Source organism: Fundidesulfovibrio agrisoli (genome assembly GCF_022808715.1).
Classification (GTDB): domain Bacteria; phylum Desulfobacterota; class Desulfovibrionia; order Desulfovibrionales; family Desulfovibrionaceae; genus Fundidesulfovibrio; species Fundidesulfovibrio agrisoli.
Map to the genome: position 1 here is coordinate 95,459 of NZ_JAKZKX010000009.1, position 18,393 is coordinate 113,851.

Consider the following 18,393-nt stretch of genomic DNA (forward strand, 5'->3'; position numbering starts at 1 on the left):
CCCATGAATACCTTCCGCAACCTCTGCGCCGTGGGCTTCCTGGCGCGCTTCTCCTACGCGCTGGCGCGCAACCCCGTGCTGCCGCTCTTCGCCCTGTTCCTGGGCGCGGGGCCGGAGGCCATCGGCCTGGCCGTGGGCGTCTCCACCGTGACGGGGATCTTCTTCAAGCTGCCCTCGGGCGCGCTCTCCGACGTTGTGGGCCGCAGGCGCACCATGCTGGCCGGGCTGGCCGTGTTCGGGGTGATGCCCTTCAGCTACCTGTTCATCGACAGCTACGGCGCGCTTCTCATCGTGCGCTTCCTGCACGGTCTGGCCACGGCGGTCTACGGCCCCGTGGCCATGGCCGTGGTGGCCGACGCGGCCGGGGCCCGCAAGGGCGAGATGCTCTCCTGGTTCAGCTCCGTGGGCATCGTGGGCGGGCTGCTGGGCGCACCCATCGGCGGCCTGCTCCTGGACGTGGGCCACTCCGGCGGCCCCGTGCTCTGGCAGTTCCGGGCCGTGTTCGCCCTGAGCGCGCTCACGGGCATGGCCGCGCTGATCCTGGGCCTGCGCGCCCTGGGCATCCATGAAAACGTGGAGCAGGGCCTGGGCTTCCGCGAGCGCCTGGGCCGCTTCGCCGAAGGCATACGGGAAGTGCTCTCGGACGGGCGCATCGTCACCACCTCCTGCGTGGAGGCCGCGCAGAACATGGCCATGGGCGCGCTGGAGGCCTTCCTGCCGGTGTACGCCGTCACCGTGGCCGGGCTCTCCGAGTTCCAGGCGGGCCTGCTCTGGGGCGTGCAGATCGTCACCACCATGCTCTCCAAGCCGCTCATGGGCCGCTTCTCGGACTCGCGCGGCCGCAGGCCGCTCATCGCCACCGGGCTCGGCCTGTGCGCGCTCTCCTTCGCGGCGATCCCCTTCCAGGGCGGATTCTGGGGCCTGGCCTGCGCCTGCATGGCCTTCGGCCTGGGCGAGGCTCTGGTGGCCTCCTCCTCGGCGGCCCTGGTGGCGGACATGTGCCGCCAACGCCATTTCGGCTCGGCCATGGGCGCCTTCGGCACCATCTTCGACGTGGGCCACGCCGCAGGCCCCATCCTCTCCGGCCTGCTGGTGGCCTGGCTGGGTTACAAGGCCACATTCCCGCTGATGGCCTGCGTGCTGCTGGCCGCCATCCCCCTGTTTCTGGCAAGGGTGCCGGAGGAGGCCCCGCAATGAAACTCTCGCCCTTCAGGATGCTCTGCGCCGCCGGGCTGCTGGCCATTCTCTCCAGCACCATGTCCAAGAACCCGGTGCTGCCCCTTTTCGCGGCTCACCTGGGGGCCGGGCCGCAGGGCATAGGGCTGGTGGGGGCCGTGTCCCCGCTGGCCGGGGTGCTCATCAGCATCCCGGGCGGGCTGCTCTCCGACGCCTTCGGGCGGCGGCGCATGCTGGCGGCCTCGGCCCTGGTGTTCGCAAGCGCGCCCTTCGCCTACCTGCTGGTGGACGGCGTGTGGGGCCTGGCCCTGGCCCGCTTCTACCACGGGCTGGCCACCGGCATCTTCCTGCCCGTGGCCATGGCCGCCGTGGCCGACGCCCATCAGTCGGACCGGGGCGAGAAGATGGGCGCGTTCTCCTCGGCCACGCTGGCGGGGCGCTTCGTCGCTCCGCTGCTGGGCGGCCTGGCCCTGGGCCTGGGCTTCGACGCGGTGTACGTGCTCTGCGGGCTGGCCGGCGTCGGCGTGTTCCTGATCTCCTGGCGGCTGCCCGCCCTGGAGGAGAAAACCCCGCACAAGGAGCGCCCGCCCCTGCTCCAGAGCCTGCGCGAGACCCTGGCCAGCCGCTCCATCCTGGCCGGGTGCGCGCTGGAGGCGGGCATCCTCTTCGCCTACGGCATTTTCGAGACCTTCCTGCCCCTGGTCAGCCTGGAGCGGGGCAACCCGGCCTGGGTCACGGGGGCGCTGTTCTCGGCCCAGGTGCTGGCCGTGGCCCTGACCAAGCCCTTCTTCGGCCGCCTCTCCGACCGCGCGGGACGCACCGGGCAGATGCTCACCGGGGCCGCGCTGTTGGCCGCGTGCTGCGCCGCCGTGCCCTGGGTCAAAGGACTTACCGGGCTGGCGGTGCTGGCCGTGGGCCTGGGCCTGGCCCTCTCGGTGGCCACCGCAGCCAGCCAGGCCTTCGTGGCCGACGCCAGCAAGCGCGAGCACCGGGGCGCGGCCATGGGCCTTCTGGGCTCCATAATGGACATCGGGCACAGCACCGGCCCCCTGCTGGGCGGCATGGCCGCCGCCCTGGCCGGGAGCGCCGGGGCCTTCGCCCTGGGCGGGGCCGTGCTGGCGGCCTGCGCCGCCGGGGTCTTCCGGGCCACGCGCAATCCGCGGCCCGCACCGTAGGCCTTCATGACGCCGAAAGTTTCCTGCCTGTGCGCGGGCGGCCCGGCCTGGGTGTCTTCCTGGCCGGGCCGCCCGCCTGAACGTTGCCCCGGCAATCTCCGATTCATTCCTGCCGCAGTGAAACCGAAGCAGATCCACCGGCGTCTCTATCGGTGCGTATACAGCTTGCATTCCTCAAACATTTTTCATACCCCCTGCCCATGACCGAAATGACTTCCTGTAGTTCGAATCAAGTACCCCAACGTGTATTGTATCTCGACACGCTGCGCTGCGTCAGCATCGTGGGCGTCGTCCTGCTGCACAGCGCCATGCCTTTGCTCGGGTCCGCCGATATGACCGAACTCCTGCCTGGGCTGGTCTATTCGGCCCTGTGCATGTTCTGCGTGCCGACCCTGATCATGATCAGCGGAGCGTTGATCCTGGGCGACCCGCGCCCGCTGCGCCTGGGAAAGTTCTTCGGCAAGCGCTTCGCCAAGATCGCCTGGCCCCTGGTGCTCTGGTCCGCGGTCTACTATCTGGCCTACTGCCTCGCCGAGCCCAGCGCGCCCAACCTGATATCCTTCGGCAAGCGCCTGCTCACCGGGCTCTGGGCCGGGCCGCTGTGGTTTCTGTACATGATCGCCGGAGTGTACTTGATGGTCCCCTTCATCAAGCCCGCCTTCTCGGACCCGCGCACACCCCTGGGGCCGCTGTTCATAGGCATCACCTTCGCGATCATGACACTGAACCTGGCCACCCGCCTGCTCTGGCAGCACGAACTGAACACCTTCCTGACCAGCGCCGTGCTGCCCCACTACCTGGGCTATTTCGTGCTCGGGCACGTGCTGCACCAGCGCACGGTGCGGGTGCCGGGCGGCCGCGTCACCCTGGTCCTGGCCTTCCTGCTCTGCACGGGGGTGAACGCCCTGGGCGAATACGCCTGCGACCACAGCCCGGACATGCTGCCCAACAGCTTCTTCAACTACCATCAGCCCTTCTCCATGCTGGCGGCCGTGGCGGCCTTCCTGCTCTTCAAGCAGGACGGCTGCGCCGGGCTGGGCTTCGCCAGCAAGACCATCCAGACAGTGAGCAGGCTCTCCTTCGGCATTTTCCTGGCCCATACCCTGATCCTGTTCCTGGTTACGGGCCAGCTGCCCCTGCTGGTGCAGCCCGGCCAAGGGCTGATTGTCTCCGGCATGAACCCCTGGGTTGGGCCGCCGCTCACGGCCCTGGTGGTGTTCACCCTCTCCGCGCTGCTGACCTGGGGCCTGCAGCGCACGCCCTGGCTGCGCCGCGCCGTTCCCTGAGCCGCCTTCACCCCTGACGACGCCACAAAAAAGCCCCCGCGCCGTATACCGGCGCGGGGGCTTCGCATTCATGCGGCCGCAATGCGCTCAGGCGTTGCGGTCCAGCTTGCGCTTGAGCTCCATGAGCACGCCGTGGGCGGTCTCCAGCCTGTCCTGGGCGATGCCGTCCAGCACGTAGTCGCTGAAGCCGTGGGCCACCTCGCCGAACTCCTCCAGCACGGGCTCCGCCTTCTCGGTGAGCACCACGCGCTTCACGCGCCTGTCCGCCGCGTCGCTCACGCGGCGCACCCAGCCGTCCTTCTCCAGCCGGTCCAGCAGCCGCACCAGGGAGGAGCACTCCACGAACACGGCCTGGGCCAGCTCGCGCTGGGTCATGGCCTCCTCGTTGAGGGCCAGGGCCCAGATCACGGTCCAGGTGGCGCTGGAGAGGCCCAGGGGCTTGAACAGCTCGTCCAGGCGCGCCTTCCAGGCCCGCGACACCTCGTAGATGGTCAGGCCGATGTGCCTGGGGTCGCGGTGCTCGTCACGCCAGCGGCAGCTAGTGACCATTGCTTCCCTCCGTGGCCCGGGAGCGCAGGCGCGCGCCCAGGTTGACGATGATCTTGTAGAACACCGGGATGAAGAACGGCGCGATGATGGTGGCCCCGAGCATGCCGCCCACCACGCCGGTGCCGATGGCGTGGCGGCTGGCCGCGCCCGCGCCCGAGCTTATGGCCAGGGGCAGGCAGCCCAGCACGAAGGCCAGGGAGGTCATGATGATGGGGCGGAAGCGCAGCTTGGAGGCCTCCAGGGCGGCCTGGGCCGCGTCCATGCCCTTCTTCTGGCGGGCCGTGGCGAACTCCACGATGAGGATGGCGTTCTTGGCCGCCAGGCCCACCAGGGTCACCAGGGCGATCTGGAAGTAGAGGTCGTTCATGAGGCCGCGCCCCCAGGTGGCCAGGATGGCCCCGAACATGGCGAAGGGCACCGCCAGGACCACCGCCACCGGCAGGGACCACCGCTCGTACTGGGCCGCCAGGATCAGGAAGACCATGACGATGGCCAGCACGAACACCAGGCTGGAGGTGCCGCCCGTGAGCTTCTCCTGATAGGCGGAGCCGGTCCAGGCCAGGGTGTATTCCGGGGGCAGCACGTCGGCTGCCGCCTTCTCCATGGCCGCGATGGCCTGGCCCGAGCTGTAGCCCGGGGCCGGGCCGCCCATGATCTTGGCCGCCGGGAACACGTTGAAGCGCTCCACCACCTCGGGGCCGCTGGTGAGCTGCACGTCCACCAGGGCGGTCAGGGGGATCATCTCCCCGCGCTGGGAGCGCACGTACACGTCGCGCAGGCCCTCGGGGCGGTCGCGGAAGTTGGCCTCGGACTGGAGCATGACCCGGAAGGTGCGCCCGTACTTGTTGAAGTCGTTGATGTAGTAGGCCCCGAAGGTGGCCTGCATGGCCTCGAACACCGCGTTCACCGGCACGCCCAGGGCCTTGGCCTTGTTGCGGTCCAGGTTGACGCGCAGCTGCGGCACGTTGGCCCCGAAGGTGGTGGAGAGCCTGCCCAGCTCGGGGTGCTTGGCGCCCTCGGCCATGACCTTGTCCAGCATGGCGGCCAGGGCCTTGCTGTCGCCCTCGCCGCGGCTCTGGATGTACACCTCGAAGCCGCCGGTGTTGCTCATGCCCTGGATGGGCGGCGGGTTGAAGGCCAGGGTCAGGCCGCGCGGCAGGGCCATGCCGCGCCCGAAGATGCGGCCCACCAGGTCGAAGGAGCTCTCGCCCGGCTTGGTGCGCTCGTCCCAGGGTTTGAGGTCCAGGAACGAGGTGGAGTAGTTGGAACGCGAAGCCCCGGTGAGGAAGTCGTAGCCGGAGAAGGTGATGTTGCTGCGCACGATGGGGTCCTGCAGGTTCATCTTGTCCAGCTGGGAGCTCAGCTCCAGGGTGTGGTGCAGGGCCGCGCCGTCGGGCAGGATGTTCACGGCCAGGGCGTAGCCCTGGTCCTCGTCGGGGAGCATGCCCGAGGGCGTCATGCGGAACAGGGCCAGGGCCCCGGCGCACAGCACCGCGAACAGCACCACCGCGACCCCGGCCCGCTTGAGCAGGAAGGCCACCCCGGAGGAGTAGCCGGCGGTGATCCTGTCGAACCAGGCGTTGAAGGCGCTGAAGAATCGCCCCGGCTCCTTGTGCACGGGCCGCAGCAGCAGGGCGCAGAGGCTCGGCGTGAGCGTGAGCGCCACCAGGCCGGAGATGACCACCGACACCGCGATGGTGATGGCGAACTGCTTGTACATCTGGCCGGTGAGCCCGCCCAGGAAGGCCACGGGCACGAACACGGCGCAGAGCACCAGCACGATGGCGATGACCGGGCCGGTCACCTCCTCCATGGCCTTGGCCGTGGCCTCCTTGGGCCCGAGGCCCTGCGTTCGCATGATGCGCTCCACGTTCTCCAGCACCACGATGGCGTCGTCCACCACGATGCCGATGGCCAGCACCATGCCGAAGAGCGTGAGCGTGTTGATGGTGAAGCCCAGGGCGTACATGCCCGCGAACGTGCCGATGATGGACACCGGCACGGCCAGGCAGGGGATGAGCGTGGCCCGGAAGCTCTGCAGGAACAGGTAGACCACCAGGAACACCAGGACCATGGCCTCGCCCAGGGTCTTGACCACCTCCTGGATGGAGACGCGCACGAAGGTGGTGGTGTCGTAGGGGATGGCGTAGCCCACGCCCTCGGGGAAGCGCTTGGAGAGCTCATCCATCTTGGCCTTCACCCGGTCGGCCGTGTCCAGGGCGTTGGCGCCCGAAGCCAGGAAGATGCCCATGGGCACCGTGGGGTGGCCCATGCGCGTGCCCACGAAGCTGTAGTCCTTGGAGCCGAGCTCCACGCGGGCCACGTCCTTGAGGCGCAGGGTGGAGCCGTCGGGGTCGGCCCGCAGGATGATGTTCTCGAACTCCTCGGCCGTGGCCAGGCGGCCCTGGGTGATGACCATGTAGTTGACGTCCACGGGCGTGGGCTGCGGCTCCTCGCCGATGCGCCCCGCCGCGTACTGGGAGTTCTGCTCCCGCACGGCGGCGGCCACGTCGGCCGGGGTCAGCTTGAGCTGGGCCAGCTTGTCCGGGCGCAGCCAGATGCGCATGGAGTAGTCCTTGGCGCCGAAGATCATGGCGTCGCCCACGCCGGGCACGCGCTTGAGCTCGTCGATGACGTTCACCAGGGCGTAGTTGCTGACGAAGATGGTGTCGTAGCGGCCCTCCGGCGAGTCCATGGAGAGCACCAGGAGCATGTTGGAGGACTTCTTGGTCACCGTGACGCCCTGGCGGCGCACGTCGTCGGGCAGGAAGGGCTGGGCCGCCTGCACGCGGTTGTTGACGTTGATGGTGGCCTGGTTCGGATCGGTGCCCACGGTGAAGACCACGGAGATGGAGACGGAGCCGTCGCCCGCGCTGGTGGAGCGCATGTAGAGCATGTTCTCCACGCCGTTGATCTGCTGCTCCAGGGGCGCGGCCACCGTCTGCGCGATGACCTCGGGGCTTGCGCCCGGATAGGCCGTGGCCACCAGGACCTCGGGCGGGATGATGTCCGGGTATTGGGCGATGGGCAGCACCCTCAGGGACACCAAGCCGGCCAATATGATGACCAGGGAGATGACCGTAGAGAATACCGGGCGCGAAAGGAAGAAACGCGAGATCATTTGGCCCCCTGCGGCGCGGCCCCCTGAGCGGCGGCGGCCTCGCCGCGCACGGCCACCTGCGCGCCGGGGCGCACCTTGATGACGCCCTCGGTGATGATGCGCTCGCCGGGCTCCAGCCCGCTCTCCACCAGGTAGGAATTGCCCATCAGCTCGCCCAGGGCCACGGGCCTGGGCTGCACCACGTTGTCCTGGCCAACGACCCACGCCAGCGCGCCCTGCTGCGTCTGGAGCACGGCGGCCTGCGGGATGGCGATCACGTCCTTGAGGCGGGCGCCGTTTAAGCGCACGCGCACGAACTGGCCGGGCAGCACCTCGGCCTCGGGGTTGGCGAACTCGGCGCGCAGCTTGACCACGCCGGTGTTGGTGTCCACGCTGGTGTCGGTGAAGTTGATGCGCCCGGAGCGGGAGTACTGCCCGCCGTCGGGCAGGGCGATGGTCACCAGGAAGTCGCCGTTGTCGAAGGCGATCCTGTTCTCGGCGCGCAGCTTGCGCATGCGGGAGAACTCGGAGCCCGGGATGGAGAAGTTCACGTAGAGGGGGTCGAGCCGCGTCATGGTGGTGAGCAGGCTGGTCTCGGAGTTGGCCACCACCAGGCTGCCCTCGGAGCGGGTCTCCTTGCTGGTGATGCCGGTGATGGGCGCGGTGACCTTGGTGTATTCGAGGTTCAGCGCGGCCTCGCGCAGCTTGCCCTTGGCGGCGTCCACCTCGGCGGCGGAGGTCTGCAGGTCGGTCTGGGCGTCGTCGCGGTCCTTCTGGCTGACCACGCCCTCCTTGAAGAGCTTGGCCATGCGCTCCTGGTCGCGCCGGGCCTTGGCCAGCTTGGCCTCGGCCTGGGCCAGCGCGCCCTTGGCCTGGGTCAGCGCGGCCTGGAAGGGCGCGGGGTCTATGACGAACATCAGGTCGCCCTCCTTGACGCGCTTGCCCTCCTCATAGGCGCGCTTGAGCAGGATGCCGCCCACGCGGGCGCGCACCTGCACCTCGCGGGAGCCCGCGGTCTGGGCCATGTACTCGATGTGCAGGGGCAGGTCCGCCCGGGTCACGGTTGCCACCACGACTTCCGGCGGAGGCATGCCGCCCGGGGCCTGGGCGGGGGAATCCTTGCCGCAGCCAGCCAGGGACAGGACGGAAACCAGGGCCAGCAGCACCCACATGGCGGATGCGGGCTGCCTGTAAACATTCGGGAACATATGCCCTCCGGGAATGCCGGGCGGCTTCGGCCCGGCCGGCTTTGTTAGAACGCTAACTATTAGCACTACACGCACCGAGTCAATCTCCGAAGAACACGCGCATGTCAATATTTTGGTGCACGAGCGATCGAACGGGGGGTTGTGGGGAGGGCTGCGCGTGGTTATTGGGGGGCATGCCGAAAGCAATCGTGGACGTGGCCATCAACGTGCTGGGCAAGCCAGCCCAGACCGCCCTGGCGCTGTTTTCCCTGCTGCGCCACAGCGGCGGCCACATCGGGACCATCTATTTCATCGAGGAGCCCGGCCCCCTCAACAGCAACTACAGCCAGGCGGAGCTGCTGGCCGCGCTCGGCGGGCGCGTCAGGCGCTTCCGGCCCGAGGCCACCAACTGGCGCTACGCCGTTGACCCCGCGCGCCTCGCCGACCCGGCCTACCGCCACATGCTGCGCTACCAGTACGCCTTCGAAGCCACGGACAAGCCCTACCTGCTCCTGATCCACAACGACTGTGAGTTCGTGGGCGACGCCGTGGGCCTCCTGCTTGAGAACATCGGGGAGGCCACCGGCGCGGGGGAGATAGGGCAGTGCTGGCTGTGCCCGGCGGCGATGCGCGGGCTGTGCGGCCCCGGGCGCTATCTGGAGTACCGGCCGGATTACCCGGAGTTGGAGGCGCTCTACGCCTCCATCGACCCTGCCGTGTACCGCCGCAAGTACACCGAGGCCCCCACGGAGGAGCTCAAGCGCCGCCCCTGGCCCCTGCCGGAGTGCCGCGTAAACGAGTTCTGCTGCCTGATAGACATGGGGAAGGCCCGCCCGGCCACCTGCCCCCAGGGACCGGCCAGGCCCTTCGGGGCCTACGTGGACGTGGGCGACCCCTACACGGGCAACGGCATTCTGGATATCGGGGTGGCCTGGTTCGGCGACCTGGTGCACATGGGCCACGCCTTCAGGCACGTGGAGCTGAAGGAGTGCGTGCTGCACGAGGGCGTGGGGCACAAGGCCCTCTTCGACGAGGAGCGTTACGTGGCCTGCGAGGAGCGCGCCGTGGACATCCTGACCGAGAAATTCACCCGCTGATGCCCAACCCCTCCACGGCCCCGCGACCCTCCAGCACTTTGGCAACCACCCGGCGCAGCTCCTCCATCCGCACGGGCTTGCTCAGGTAGGCGTCCATGCCCGCGTCCAGGAACTTCTCCCTGTCGCCGGTCATGGCGTAGGCCGTGAGCGCCACGATGGGCACCCTGGCCTGGGTCTTGAAGGTTTCGCCCCCCCGGATGGCCCGCGTGGCCTCCAGGCCGTCCATAACGGGCATCTGGATGTCCATGAGCACCAGTTGGCACCCCCCGGCTGTGAGGGCCGAGAGCGCCTCGGCCCCGTTCCGCGCCTCGAGCACCAGGCAGCCTTCCTTCTCAAGCATCCGCCGCATGGCCACGCGGTTGACCCGCTCGTCCTCCACCAGCAGCACGCGCAGCCCCTCTGGCAGACGGGGCGCGGCGTCGTGGATGGATGTGAGCCGGGCCTCCCCGGCCTGGGGGACTCCCGCCCTGAGCGGCAGGCTGACGTGCACCGCCGTGCCCCGGCCCTGCTCGCTTTCTATGGCGACGTTGCCGCTCATCATGGAAACCAGCCGCTTGACGATGGCCAACCCCAGGCCCGCGCCCTGGTGGGCGCGCACGTAGGACTGGCTGACCTGGGTGAAAGGCTGGAACAGGGAGGAAATCTTCTCCTCCGGCATGCCGATGCCCGTATCGCGCACGGTGAACACCACCCGCGAGCTTTCATGGCCGCAACCGTCGCGCCAGGAGGCCCCGGGGTAGACCTCCACCACCACGTGGCCGCTCTCCGTAAACTTCAGGGCGTTGCCCACCAGGTTGAAGAGCACCTGCCGCAGCCGGTGCTCGTCGCCCGTGAGCCACGCGGGCAGATTCTCGGACACCTCGATGCGCAGCTCCAGCCCCTTGCGCCGGGCCTCGTGACGGAAGAGGTCGCGGATGGGCTCGGTCACGCCCCCCATGCGGAAGTTGGTCATCTCCAGGTTCAACCGGTTGGATTCGATTCGCGACAGGTCCAGGATGTCCGTGAGCAGCCGGGCCAGCCTCTCGGACGCCGCGATGCCCGTGCGCACGTAATCGGCCTGTTCGCCGTCCAGCGCGGTGGTCTGGAGCAACTGGAGCATGCCCAGGATGCCGTTGAGCGGGGTGCGCACCTCGTGGCTCATGTTGGCCAGGAACTCCGACTTGCTCCTGCTGGCGGCTTCGGCCTGCTCCTTGGCCTCCTTGAGCTCCAGGTTCATGCGATGGATCTCCGAGAGGTCCACGTCGATGCAGTACATCTCCTTGGAGCCTTCCGGGCCCCGCTGCATAACGTGGGAGGAGTAGACGGGCACGGCGTGGCCGTCCTTGTGCCTGAGCACCAGCTCGCCCGGCGGTATGGGCACGCCCCGCTCCACCCAGTCCGTGACGGCCTGGACCACGCCCTCCCGCATGGGCCCGGGTATTATCAGGTCCTCCAGGCGGCGGCCCAGGGCCTCATCCTTGGTGTAGCCGTAGATCTCCTCGCTGGCCTCGTTCCAGAGGATGACGCGCCGCTGCTCGTCGTAACCCTGGATGGCGATACGGCGCACGCTCTCCACGATGTTGCGGAAGCGGGTCTCGCTGACGCGCAGGGCCTCCTGGGCCAGGCGGGCCGCCGTGACGTCGATGTTGAGCCCCATGATGCCGAGCATCCTGCCCTGGTCCACGATGGGGGTGGCCACCTCGTGGAAGGTGCGCCGCCCTCCCAGGGGGAGCGCGTATTCCTTCCTCGACGTGACCGTCTCCCCGGCGAAGACCCTGCGGTTGTTATCCCGCCAGGCCTCCCTCACGGCGGGATCGACCCTCAGGTCCGCGGGAGAGGCTTCGCTGAGGTCGCCCCAGAGCCGCAGGGACTCCTGGCTCTGCATGATGATGCGCTGGCTCAGGTCGCGCGCCCAGAAATCGACCGGGAGATTGCGCAGCATGGCCCGGTACAGGGCCTCCCTGCTTTCGGGCGTACCGGAGGGGGAGTGGTTCGCGGAGGTGCCGAGGGGGGGTGGCCCGCAGGAGCGGATTGAACGCAGCTCGCTTTCCAGCCGGGCGTTGCTCGCGCGCAAGGCCTCGATTTCAGCGAGCAGTTCTTCTCGTTCGGGGTCGGCATGTGGCATCGTCTTCCTCGCTGGGCACGACTGGTTGACGCCTCCAGCCAACGGGCCAGCTGTGGGTGCTGTCCGTTGGCCGGTCTACGGGGGATACGCCGCCGGAATAAATGACTGCCGCTTCGGATGCCGCATCACGGCATCCCCGCGTTGAAAGCTCTGCGCCAATAAGACACAACTTCCGCTGCGTGTCCATAGGCTTGCAGGAAAGATCATCGATTTGCGCCTCATGGGGAAGCCCCATGCCGCCTGGCGGGCCATGGGCCGCCGCGGTCACGCGCGCGGGGGAGGGACGGCGGAGGGAGGGCCGCCGTGTGCGGCGCAGCGCCTTGCCCCCCGCAGGAGCCGAAGGGCAGCACAAGGTAGACGCGCGTGCCCCGGCCCTCTTCGCTTTCCACATCCAGCGACCCGCCCATGAGGCCCACCAGGCGGCGCACGATGGAAAGGCCCAACCCCGCCCCCTGGTACTGGCGGATGTAGCTGCCCTCGCCCTGGACGAACGGCTCGAAGATCTGCTTGAGCTGGGCGTCGGATATGCCCGGGCCCGTGTCCTCCACCAGGAACAGCAGGCGTTGGGCCTCCGGCCCGGCCCCCGGCAGGCGGCTGATCTCCACCCGCACGCGCCCTCGCGCCGTGAACTTCACCGCGTTGCCCACGAGGTTGAACAGGATCTGGCGCATGCGGGGTTCGTCGCCCGCCAGCATCGGGGGAACATCCGGGGCCACCGCGCACTCCAGGGTGATGCCTCCCTCGCGCGCGGCCGGGGCGAACAGTTCTTCCAGGGCGGCCGCCAGCGACGCGGGGGCGAAGGGCGCAGGGGCCAGCCCCAGCCGCCCTTCCTCCAGGCTGGAGAGGTCCAGGATGTCGCCGAGCAGGTTCGCCAGCCTCCGGGACGACTTGAGGACCACGGTCAGGTGCCGCCGCCGTTCCGGGTCGAGCGTGCCGGATTCCAGAATCTCCAGCATGCCGATGATGCCGTTGAGGGGCGTGCGCAGCTCGTGGCTCATGTTGGCCAGGAACACCGACTTGGCCTCGCTGGAGGCTTCGGCGGCGCGGCGGGCCGCCCGCAGCTCCGCCTCCTGCCGCCTGCGGAGGGTGTCGTCGCTGAAGGTGATGGAGACGGCGCGCAGGGTCCGCTCGCCCTCCATCAGTATGGGCGTGGTGTTCACCGTGATCCAGCGCAACTCGCCCGAAAGGAAGCGGACGCCCAGCACGGCGTCGACCACCGGCTTGCCCGTGCGCAGGGTGCGCATGGAGGGGAAGTCCTCCACCGCCATGGGTTTGCCGTCCTCCCAGGTGACCTTCCAGTCCCTCTCCTGGATGGGGTGACCCAGCGCCGCGTCCGCCGTGACGCCGAGGATCTCCTCCGCCTTGGGATTCCAGGTGCGGACCACGCCCGAGGCGTCCATGAGCACGATGCCGACCCCGGCCTGATCCACCACGGCGCGGTACCTGGCCTCGCTCTCGCGCAGGGCGTCCTGGGCCAGGATGCGCTCGGTGACGTCGTGAACCAGCGAGAACAGCACGGCGCGGCCGTCCACCCGCGCGGGCGAGCAGAAGACCTCCACGAAGCGCAGTTCGCCGCTCCTGAGCCTTTGCGGGGCCAAGAACCCGCCGTCCCCCGCGTCCAACGCCACCTTGAGGCCCGTGACGAAGTCGCCCCGGGGCAGGGCGCTCATCAGGCCGAAGTCCATCCCGCGCAACTCGGCCGGGCGGAAACCGTAGACTCGCGCCGCGCCATCGTTGGCGTCCAGTATCTCCAGGGTTCCGGCGTCGAGCAGCAGGATGGGCGCCGCCTGAGAGCGGAACAGGCTGTGGAAGCGGTCCTTTTCGACGTCCAGGTCATGCGTGACCCGCTCGAAATAGGCCAGGATGAGCCCCAGGGCCGTGAGCAGCCCCAGGACCCCGCCGATGATGAAGCCCCAGGGGGCGAAGATGCCGAGGGGCCGCAGGAAGGGGTAGTCGAGGGTGTGCAGCCCCCAAAGGATGAGCAGCCAGCCGGACAGCCGCCCCCCCACGCCGCCGGGGGGCGCGTTCTTGAGCATCATGCGCCCGACGATGATCTTCGCGGCCCCGAATATGCCGTAGGTCGGCACATAGAACCAGGGAACGGGGATGTGGACCACCGCCCCCGCGCACACCCAGGCCGCCGCGGCCGCGAAGAGGCCGTGAAACCAGCGCCCGGCCCTCTTACCCATGAGCTCGTGGACACCCAGCAGCAACATGGCCGACGTGCCGAGGACCAGCATCTGCTCCAGCAGAAGCAGTCCACCGCTCTTGCCCCAGTACACCCCGCACAGGACGGTGATGTTGCGCAGCACGAGGGCGCTCCAGGCGAAAGCCCAAAACAGCAGCGCCTTGTCGCGGTGCTTGAAATAGAGGAACGCGTTGACCAGAACGAACAGGGAGAAGGAGATGATTCCTGCGAGCAGGGAGAAGACAAGCGGGTTGTTCATTTTCGCCCATGAATACGCCTGGACTGTTGCCGAAATGGCGCAGCCGCCCGTCCCGGTGTGCGGCGGTCGCGGTCAAACGAAAAATGCATATACCCGAACCCGCTATGAAGACAAGAAATTAATAAGAAATCGGGTGCGCACGCTTCAATCCGCCAGCTTGTCCTCCAGCTCGGCCCAGCGGGCGTAGAGCCTGTCCACCTCGGCCTGGGCTGCCTCCTGCCGGGCCATGCGCGCCTGCAACTCCGTGGGGTCGTGGGCAACCGCCGGGTCGGCCAGTTCGGCTTCGCGCGTGGCCAGGGCCTCTTCGGCCTCGGCGATGGCCTGCTCCATGCCGTCGAATTCCTTCTGCTCCTTGTAGGTGAGCTTCTTGGCGGGCTGTTTGGCCTGGCGGGCCTTGGGCTGGGCCGGGGCCTGACCTCGGGCTTCGGCCCGCTCCGCCTCATCCCGCACGCGCTCCCACTGCTCCAGGTCGGCCAGGGGCACGGCCCCGCCGCGTCCGTCCAGGCCCAACATGCCCGTGGAAACGGTGTCCAGCAGGTAGCGGTCGTGGGAAATCAGCACCACGGCGCCGGGGAAGTCCTGGAGGCTCTCCTCCAGTATCTCCAGGGTGGGGATGTCCAGGTCGTTGGTGGGCTCGTCCAGCAGGAGCACGTCCGCCGGGCGCAGCATGAGCTGCGCGATGAGCAGCCGGGCCTGCTCCCCGCCGGAGAGCAGGCTCACGGGCAGGTCCAATTGTTCGGGCCGGAACAGGAAGCGCTTGGCCCAGGTGACCACATGCACGGAGCGCCCCAGGTAGACCACGGCGTCCCCGTGGGGGGCCAGGGTGGCCTTGAGGCTCAAGCTCTGGTCCAGCCGGGCGCGGTTCTGGTCGAAGTAGGCCACCTCCAGGGCCGGAGCGCGGCGCACCTCGCCCTGGTCCGGAACGTCCTCCCCGGCCAGGATGCGCAGCAGCGTGGACTTGCCGCTGCCGTTGGCACCCACCAGGCCCAGGCGCACGCCGGGGGAGAGCACGATGTCCAGCCCGCTGAACAGCTCGCGCCCGCCCAGCGTCTTGGAGACGCCCTCGGCCACCATGAGCCGCCTGGTCTGGCGGGAGGTGCCCCCGAACTCTATGCCCGCCCGCCCGGCCTGGGTGTTGCGCTCGCGCGTCTCGGCCAGCTCGCCCATGAGCCTGCCCGCCTCGTCTATCCGGGCCTTGGCCTTGGTGGTGCGGGCCTTGGGGCCGCGCCGCAGCCACTCCACCTCGCGGCGCACCTTGTTGGCCAGGGTTTCTTCCAGCCCGGCCTGGGCCGCCAGGAAATCGGCGCGCTTTTCCAGGAAGGTGCTGTAGGGGCCGTCCACGCTCAAAAAGCCTTCGGGGTAGGAGCGGGCCAGCTCGATGGTGCGGGTGGTGGTGTTCTCCAGGAAGCAGCGGTCGTGGCTGATGACCACGTAGGCGAAGCGCGCCCCGCGCAGCATCTTCTCCAGCCAGATGACGGACTCCAGGTCCAGGTGGTTGGTGGGCTCGTCCAGCAGGAGCAGGTCCGGCTCCTGGGCCAAGGCCCGGGCCAGGGCCAGGCGCTTGCGCCAGCCGCCGGAGAGGCTCCCGGCGCTTACGGCGTGGTCAGTGAACCCCGTGCGCGAGAGCGCCGCCCCCACCCTCGCGTGCAGCTCGGCCTCGGCCAGGCCCTCCCCTGCCAGAGGCGCGGCCACAACCTCGGCGACGGTGGCGTCCTCCGGGAATTCGTCCTTCTGGGCCAGGTGGGCCAGCCGCACCTGCCTGCGCGGGATGCGCTCGCCGGAGTCGGGCTTTTCCAGCCCGGCCAGGATGCGCAGCAGCGTGGACTTGCCCGAGCCGTTGGCCCCGATGAGGCCCACGCGCTCGCCCTGGTGCAGGGTCAGGGTGATGTTGGAGAACAGGGTGCGCGCCCCGTAGGCCTTGGCGATGTCGCGGATGGAGATCAGGGTGCTCATGGAGCTCTGGCAATAGTGCATCCCGGGGGCCGCGTCAAAGCGGGAGGGGGAGCCGCCAATGGGGACGGGCGTGGCATTCCCGCCAATGCAATGAGCCGAACCTGGCGCTGGACTCGCTCGTAATTCAGATATAAATTTATTGAACTGGAGTGTTGTAAATAACCGTCTCACATCCACCGGAGGCGTCCATGACTTACTTCTTGCGAAAAATTTTCGTTGCTTTTCTGTTGCTTACAGTGCCTGCCCTGGCCCAGGCCGGCGACAAGAGCCTGCGTTGGGTCGACATCCCTCAAGCCAGCGTCACGTCGTCCGGCCAGGCCCGGGTGATCGTCACGCTGGATGTGCCGGGCATCTCCGAACTAACCGGGGCCTCCCGCGCAGCCACCCTGGACCCCTCCAAGGACCCCGGCGCGAAGGCCGACGCGGCCCTGGCCGAGGCCGCCCGCACCGCGGACGCCGCCCTGGAGCGGGGCATAGCCTCCGTGGCCCAGGCCGTGGCCCAGAGCGCCGACCCGTCCTCCCTGGCCAAGGGGGCCGCCGCCGGAGGCCCGCGCGTGTTCAAGACCGTGCCCGGCATGGCCCTGGCCGTCAGCCAAAGCGGCCTGGAAGCCCTCAAGGCGGACCCGCGCGTGCTGAACATCCAGGTGGACGAGGCAGTCCCCCTGATCCAGCCCGCCAAGGGCGGCGGCAGCAAGGCCGGGGCCATGGACGCCCCCGCCGCCGACCTGCCGCCCGACACGACGCAACTGGCCCAGTCCGCGCCCATGATCGGCGCGGACAAGGTCTGGGCCAAGGGCTGGCGGGGCCAGGGCTGGTACGTGGCCATCCTGGATACGGGCATCCGCCGCACCCACGAGATGTTCACCGGCAAGACCATCCGGGAGGGTTGCTACTCCGCCTCGGCCAACTGCCCCAACGGCCAGACCTCCATGTTCGGCACAGGGGCGGCCGCCCACTACAGCAACGCCTACGCCGGCTGGGACCACGGCACCCACGTCGCGGGCATCGCGGCGGGCAAGAAGCCCGACGGCACGCTCTCCGGCATCGCCAAGGGCGCCAACATCATCGCGGTGAACGTGTTCTCGATCTTCACGGCCACGTCGGACGTCCGGTCCTACACTTCCGACCAGATCCTGGGCCTGGAATACGTCTACTCCTTGCGCAACACCTACAAGATCGGAGCGGTGAACATGAGCCTGGGCGGCGGGCAGTACTTCGCGGCCTGCGACACCGACACGCGCAAGGCCGCCATCGACAACCTGGCCTCCGTGAACATCGCCACCTGCATCGCCTCGGGCAACAATGGCTATTGCGACAGCGTGGGGGCGCCGGGCTGCGTCTCCACGGCCGTCACCGTGGGCGCCGTGACCAAAAGCGACGAGGAGGCCTACTACAACAACTGGGCCCCCAACATGGTGGATTTCTGGGCGCCCGGCAGCTCCATCACCTCCTCGACGGGTGACACGGACACCAGCTACGAGGCCTGGGACGGCACCTCCATGGCCACCCCCCACGTGACCGGCACCTGGACGCTCATGCGCCAGCGCGCCCCCTCCGAGAGCGTATCCACCATCCAGACGCGGCTGACCAATGGGGGCGTCTCCGTGCAGACCGCCTGTTCCGATGGGGGCTACCGCCCGCGCATCAGCATTTTCACCTCCCAGACGTGGCCCCTGCGCATGTCCAACGCGGCGAGCCAGCTGCTGCTCCTGCAAGGCAACTGACGCCGGCCGCGCTGTTTCCGGGAAGCCCCCCTGCCCCAAAGCGGAGGGGGCTTCCGCCGTTTTCCGGCCCCTGTTGACATGGCCCCGGCCCGGCCGTAAGCCTGATACTGGTGATAAACCCCGCCACCCCAACGGGCGTGGCGGCAACAAACTCCAGGAGGGGCCATGAACAAACAGATGTCCTTCACTTCTCTCGAACACGCCTTCCGCCACGAACTGCGGGACAAGCTGGAGAAATGCGAAGACACCTACGATCTGGAGTTGCGGTTCTCACGGGTGGTGGCGGAGTTCATGCGCCAGGCCATGGGCGGCCTTGTGGAGGTGGAAGACGAGGACATCCTCCTGACGCACCAGGAGGAGCCCTACTTCGTACTGAGCCCCAGGCTGCTGGGCGACCCGGGCTTCATTGACGTCAACTCCAGCTCGGACCTCTCCAGCATCCTTGGGCGCTTCGCGCAGAAGGCCCACAACGACTACCTGCACATGCTCAAGAAGGATTCCGGCGCGGACCAGAAGATCCGCAACCCGCAGCGGGGCTGAACCGGGCGGACAGCACGATGACGGCACGCAAATGGGCCGGGCCGATGGGTCCGGC

At 68.7% G+C, this 18,393-nt stretch carries 12 protein-coding genes; 6 read left to right on the forward strand and 6 right to left on the reverse strand.

Annotated elements, in window-relative coordinates:
• Window positions 1-3: 3 nt before the first annotated feature.
• From MLE27_RS08900 to MLE27_RS08910, 3 genes are all read left to right on the forward strand, one after another.
• A complete protein-coding gene (locus tag MLE27_RS08900; protein WP_243311711.1) occupies window positions 4-1,197 on the forward strand; it encodes an MFS transporter in 1,194 nt (397 codons plus the stop codon).
• Window positions 1,194-2,351, forward strand: coding sequence for an MFS transporter (locus MLE27_RS08905; RefSeq protein WP_243311712.1), 1,158 nt, complete (start codon window positions 1,194-1,196; stop codon window positions 2,349-2,351). The genes MLE27_RS08900 and MLE27_RS08905 overlap by 4 nt, the downstream gene beginning before the upstream one ends.
• 248 nt (window positions 2,352-2,599) lie before the next feature.
• Window positions 2,600-3,637 carry an acyltransferase gene (locus tag MLE27_RS08910; protein ID WP_243311713.1) on the forward strand — a complete coding sequence of 346 codons (1,038 nt, stop codon included), beginning with the start codon at window positions 2,600-2,602 and terminating at the stop codon, window positions 3,635-3,637.
• An 87-nt stretch (window positions 3,638-3,724) separates the two neighbouring features.
• Here the strand turns inward: MLE27_RS08910 and MLE27_RS08915 are convergent, their stop codons facing one another.
• The 3 genes from MLE27_RS08915 to MLE27_RS08925 are packed head-to-tail and all read right to left on the reverse strand — an operon-like array spanning window position 3,725 to window position 8,494.
• Window positions 3,725-4,186 (reverse strand): MarR family winged helix-turn-helix transcriptional regulator, encoded by a 462-nt coding sequence (locus tag MLE27_RS08915; protein WP_243311714.1) that lies wholly within the window; start codon window positions 4,184-4,186, stop codon window positions 3,725-3,727.
• Window positions 4,176-7,307, reverse strand: a complete 3,132-nt coding sequence (locus MLE27_RS08920; RefSeq protein ID WP_243311715.1) for an efflux RND transporter permease subunit — start codon at window positions 7,305-7,307, stop codon at window positions 4,176-4,178. Before MLE27_RS08920 ends, MLE27_RS08915 begins: the two co-directional genes overlap by 11 nt.
• Window positions 7,304-8,494 (reverse strand): efflux RND transporter periplasmic adaptor subunit, encoded by a 1,191-nt coding sequence (locus MLE27_RS08925; protein ID WP_243311716.1) that lies wholly within the window; start codon window positions 8,492-8,494, stop codon window positions 7,304-7,306. The genes MLE27_RS08920 and MLE27_RS08925 overlap by 4 nt, the downstream gene beginning before the upstream one ends.
• 173 nt (window positions 8,495-8,667) lie before the next feature.
• On the opposite strand from MLE27_RS08925, the gene MLE27_RS08930 reads away from it, so the two are divergent.
• Window positions 8,668-9,570 carry a hypothetical protein gene (locus MLE27_RS08930; RefSeq protein ID WP_243311717.1) on the forward strand — a complete coding sequence of 301 codons (903 nt, stop codon included), beginning with the start codon at window positions 8,668-8,670 and terminating at the stop codon, window positions 9,568-9,570.
• On the opposite strand, the gene MLE27_RS08935 is transcribed toward MLE27_RS08930, so the two are convergent.
• The 3 genes from MLE27_RS08935 to MLE27_RS08945 form a co-directional block, all read right to left on the reverse strand.
• Entirely contained in the window at window positions 9,560-11,674 is a 2,115-nt protein-coding gene (locus MLE27_RS08935; RefSeq protein ID WP_243311718.1) for a PAS domain-containing hybrid sensor histidine kinase/response regulator, read from the reverse strand. The two genes, MLE27_RS08930 and MLE27_RS08935, sit on opposite strands and share 11 nt — an antisense overlap.
• A 218-nt stretch (window positions 11,675-11,892) precedes the next feature.
• The gene (locus tag MLE27_RS08940) at window positions 11,893-14,121 is read right to left on the reverse strand and encodes a PAS domain-containing sensor histidine kinase (RefSeq protein ID WP_243311719.1); all 2,229 of its coding nucleotides are present in this window, start codon (window positions 14,119-14,121) and stop codon (window positions 11,893-11,895) included.
• Between the two features lie 144 nt (window positions 14,122-14,265).
• Window positions 14,266-16,074: an ABC-F family ATP-binding cassette domain-containing protein gene (locus tag MLE27_RS08945; protein WP_243311720.1), complete on the reverse strand. Its 1,809-nt coding sequence runs from the start codon at window positions 16,072-16,074 to the stop codon at window positions 14,266-14,268.
• 188 nt (window positions 16,075-16,262) lie between these two features.
• On the opposite strand from MLE27_RS08945, the gene MLE27_RS08950 reads away from it, so the two are divergent.
• Both MLE27_RS08950 and MLE27_RS08955 read left to right on the forward strand, forming a co-directional pair.
• Window positions 16,263-17,798 carry a S8 family peptidase gene (locus MLE27_RS08950; RefSeq protein ID WP_243311721.1) on the forward strand — a complete coding sequence of 512 codons (1,536 nt, stop codon included), beginning with the start codon at window positions 16,263-16,265 and terminating at the stop codon, window positions 17,796-17,798.
• A 165-nt stretch (window positions 17,799-17,963) separates the two neighbouring features.
• On the forward strand, window positions 17,964-18,338 hold the full coding sequence (locus MLE27_RS08955; RefSeq protein ID WP_243311722.1) for a hypothetical protein: 375 nt from the start codon (window positions 17,964-17,966) through the stop codon (window positions 18,336-18,338).
• The last annotated feature ends 55 nt before the right edge of the window (window positions 18,339-18,393 follow it).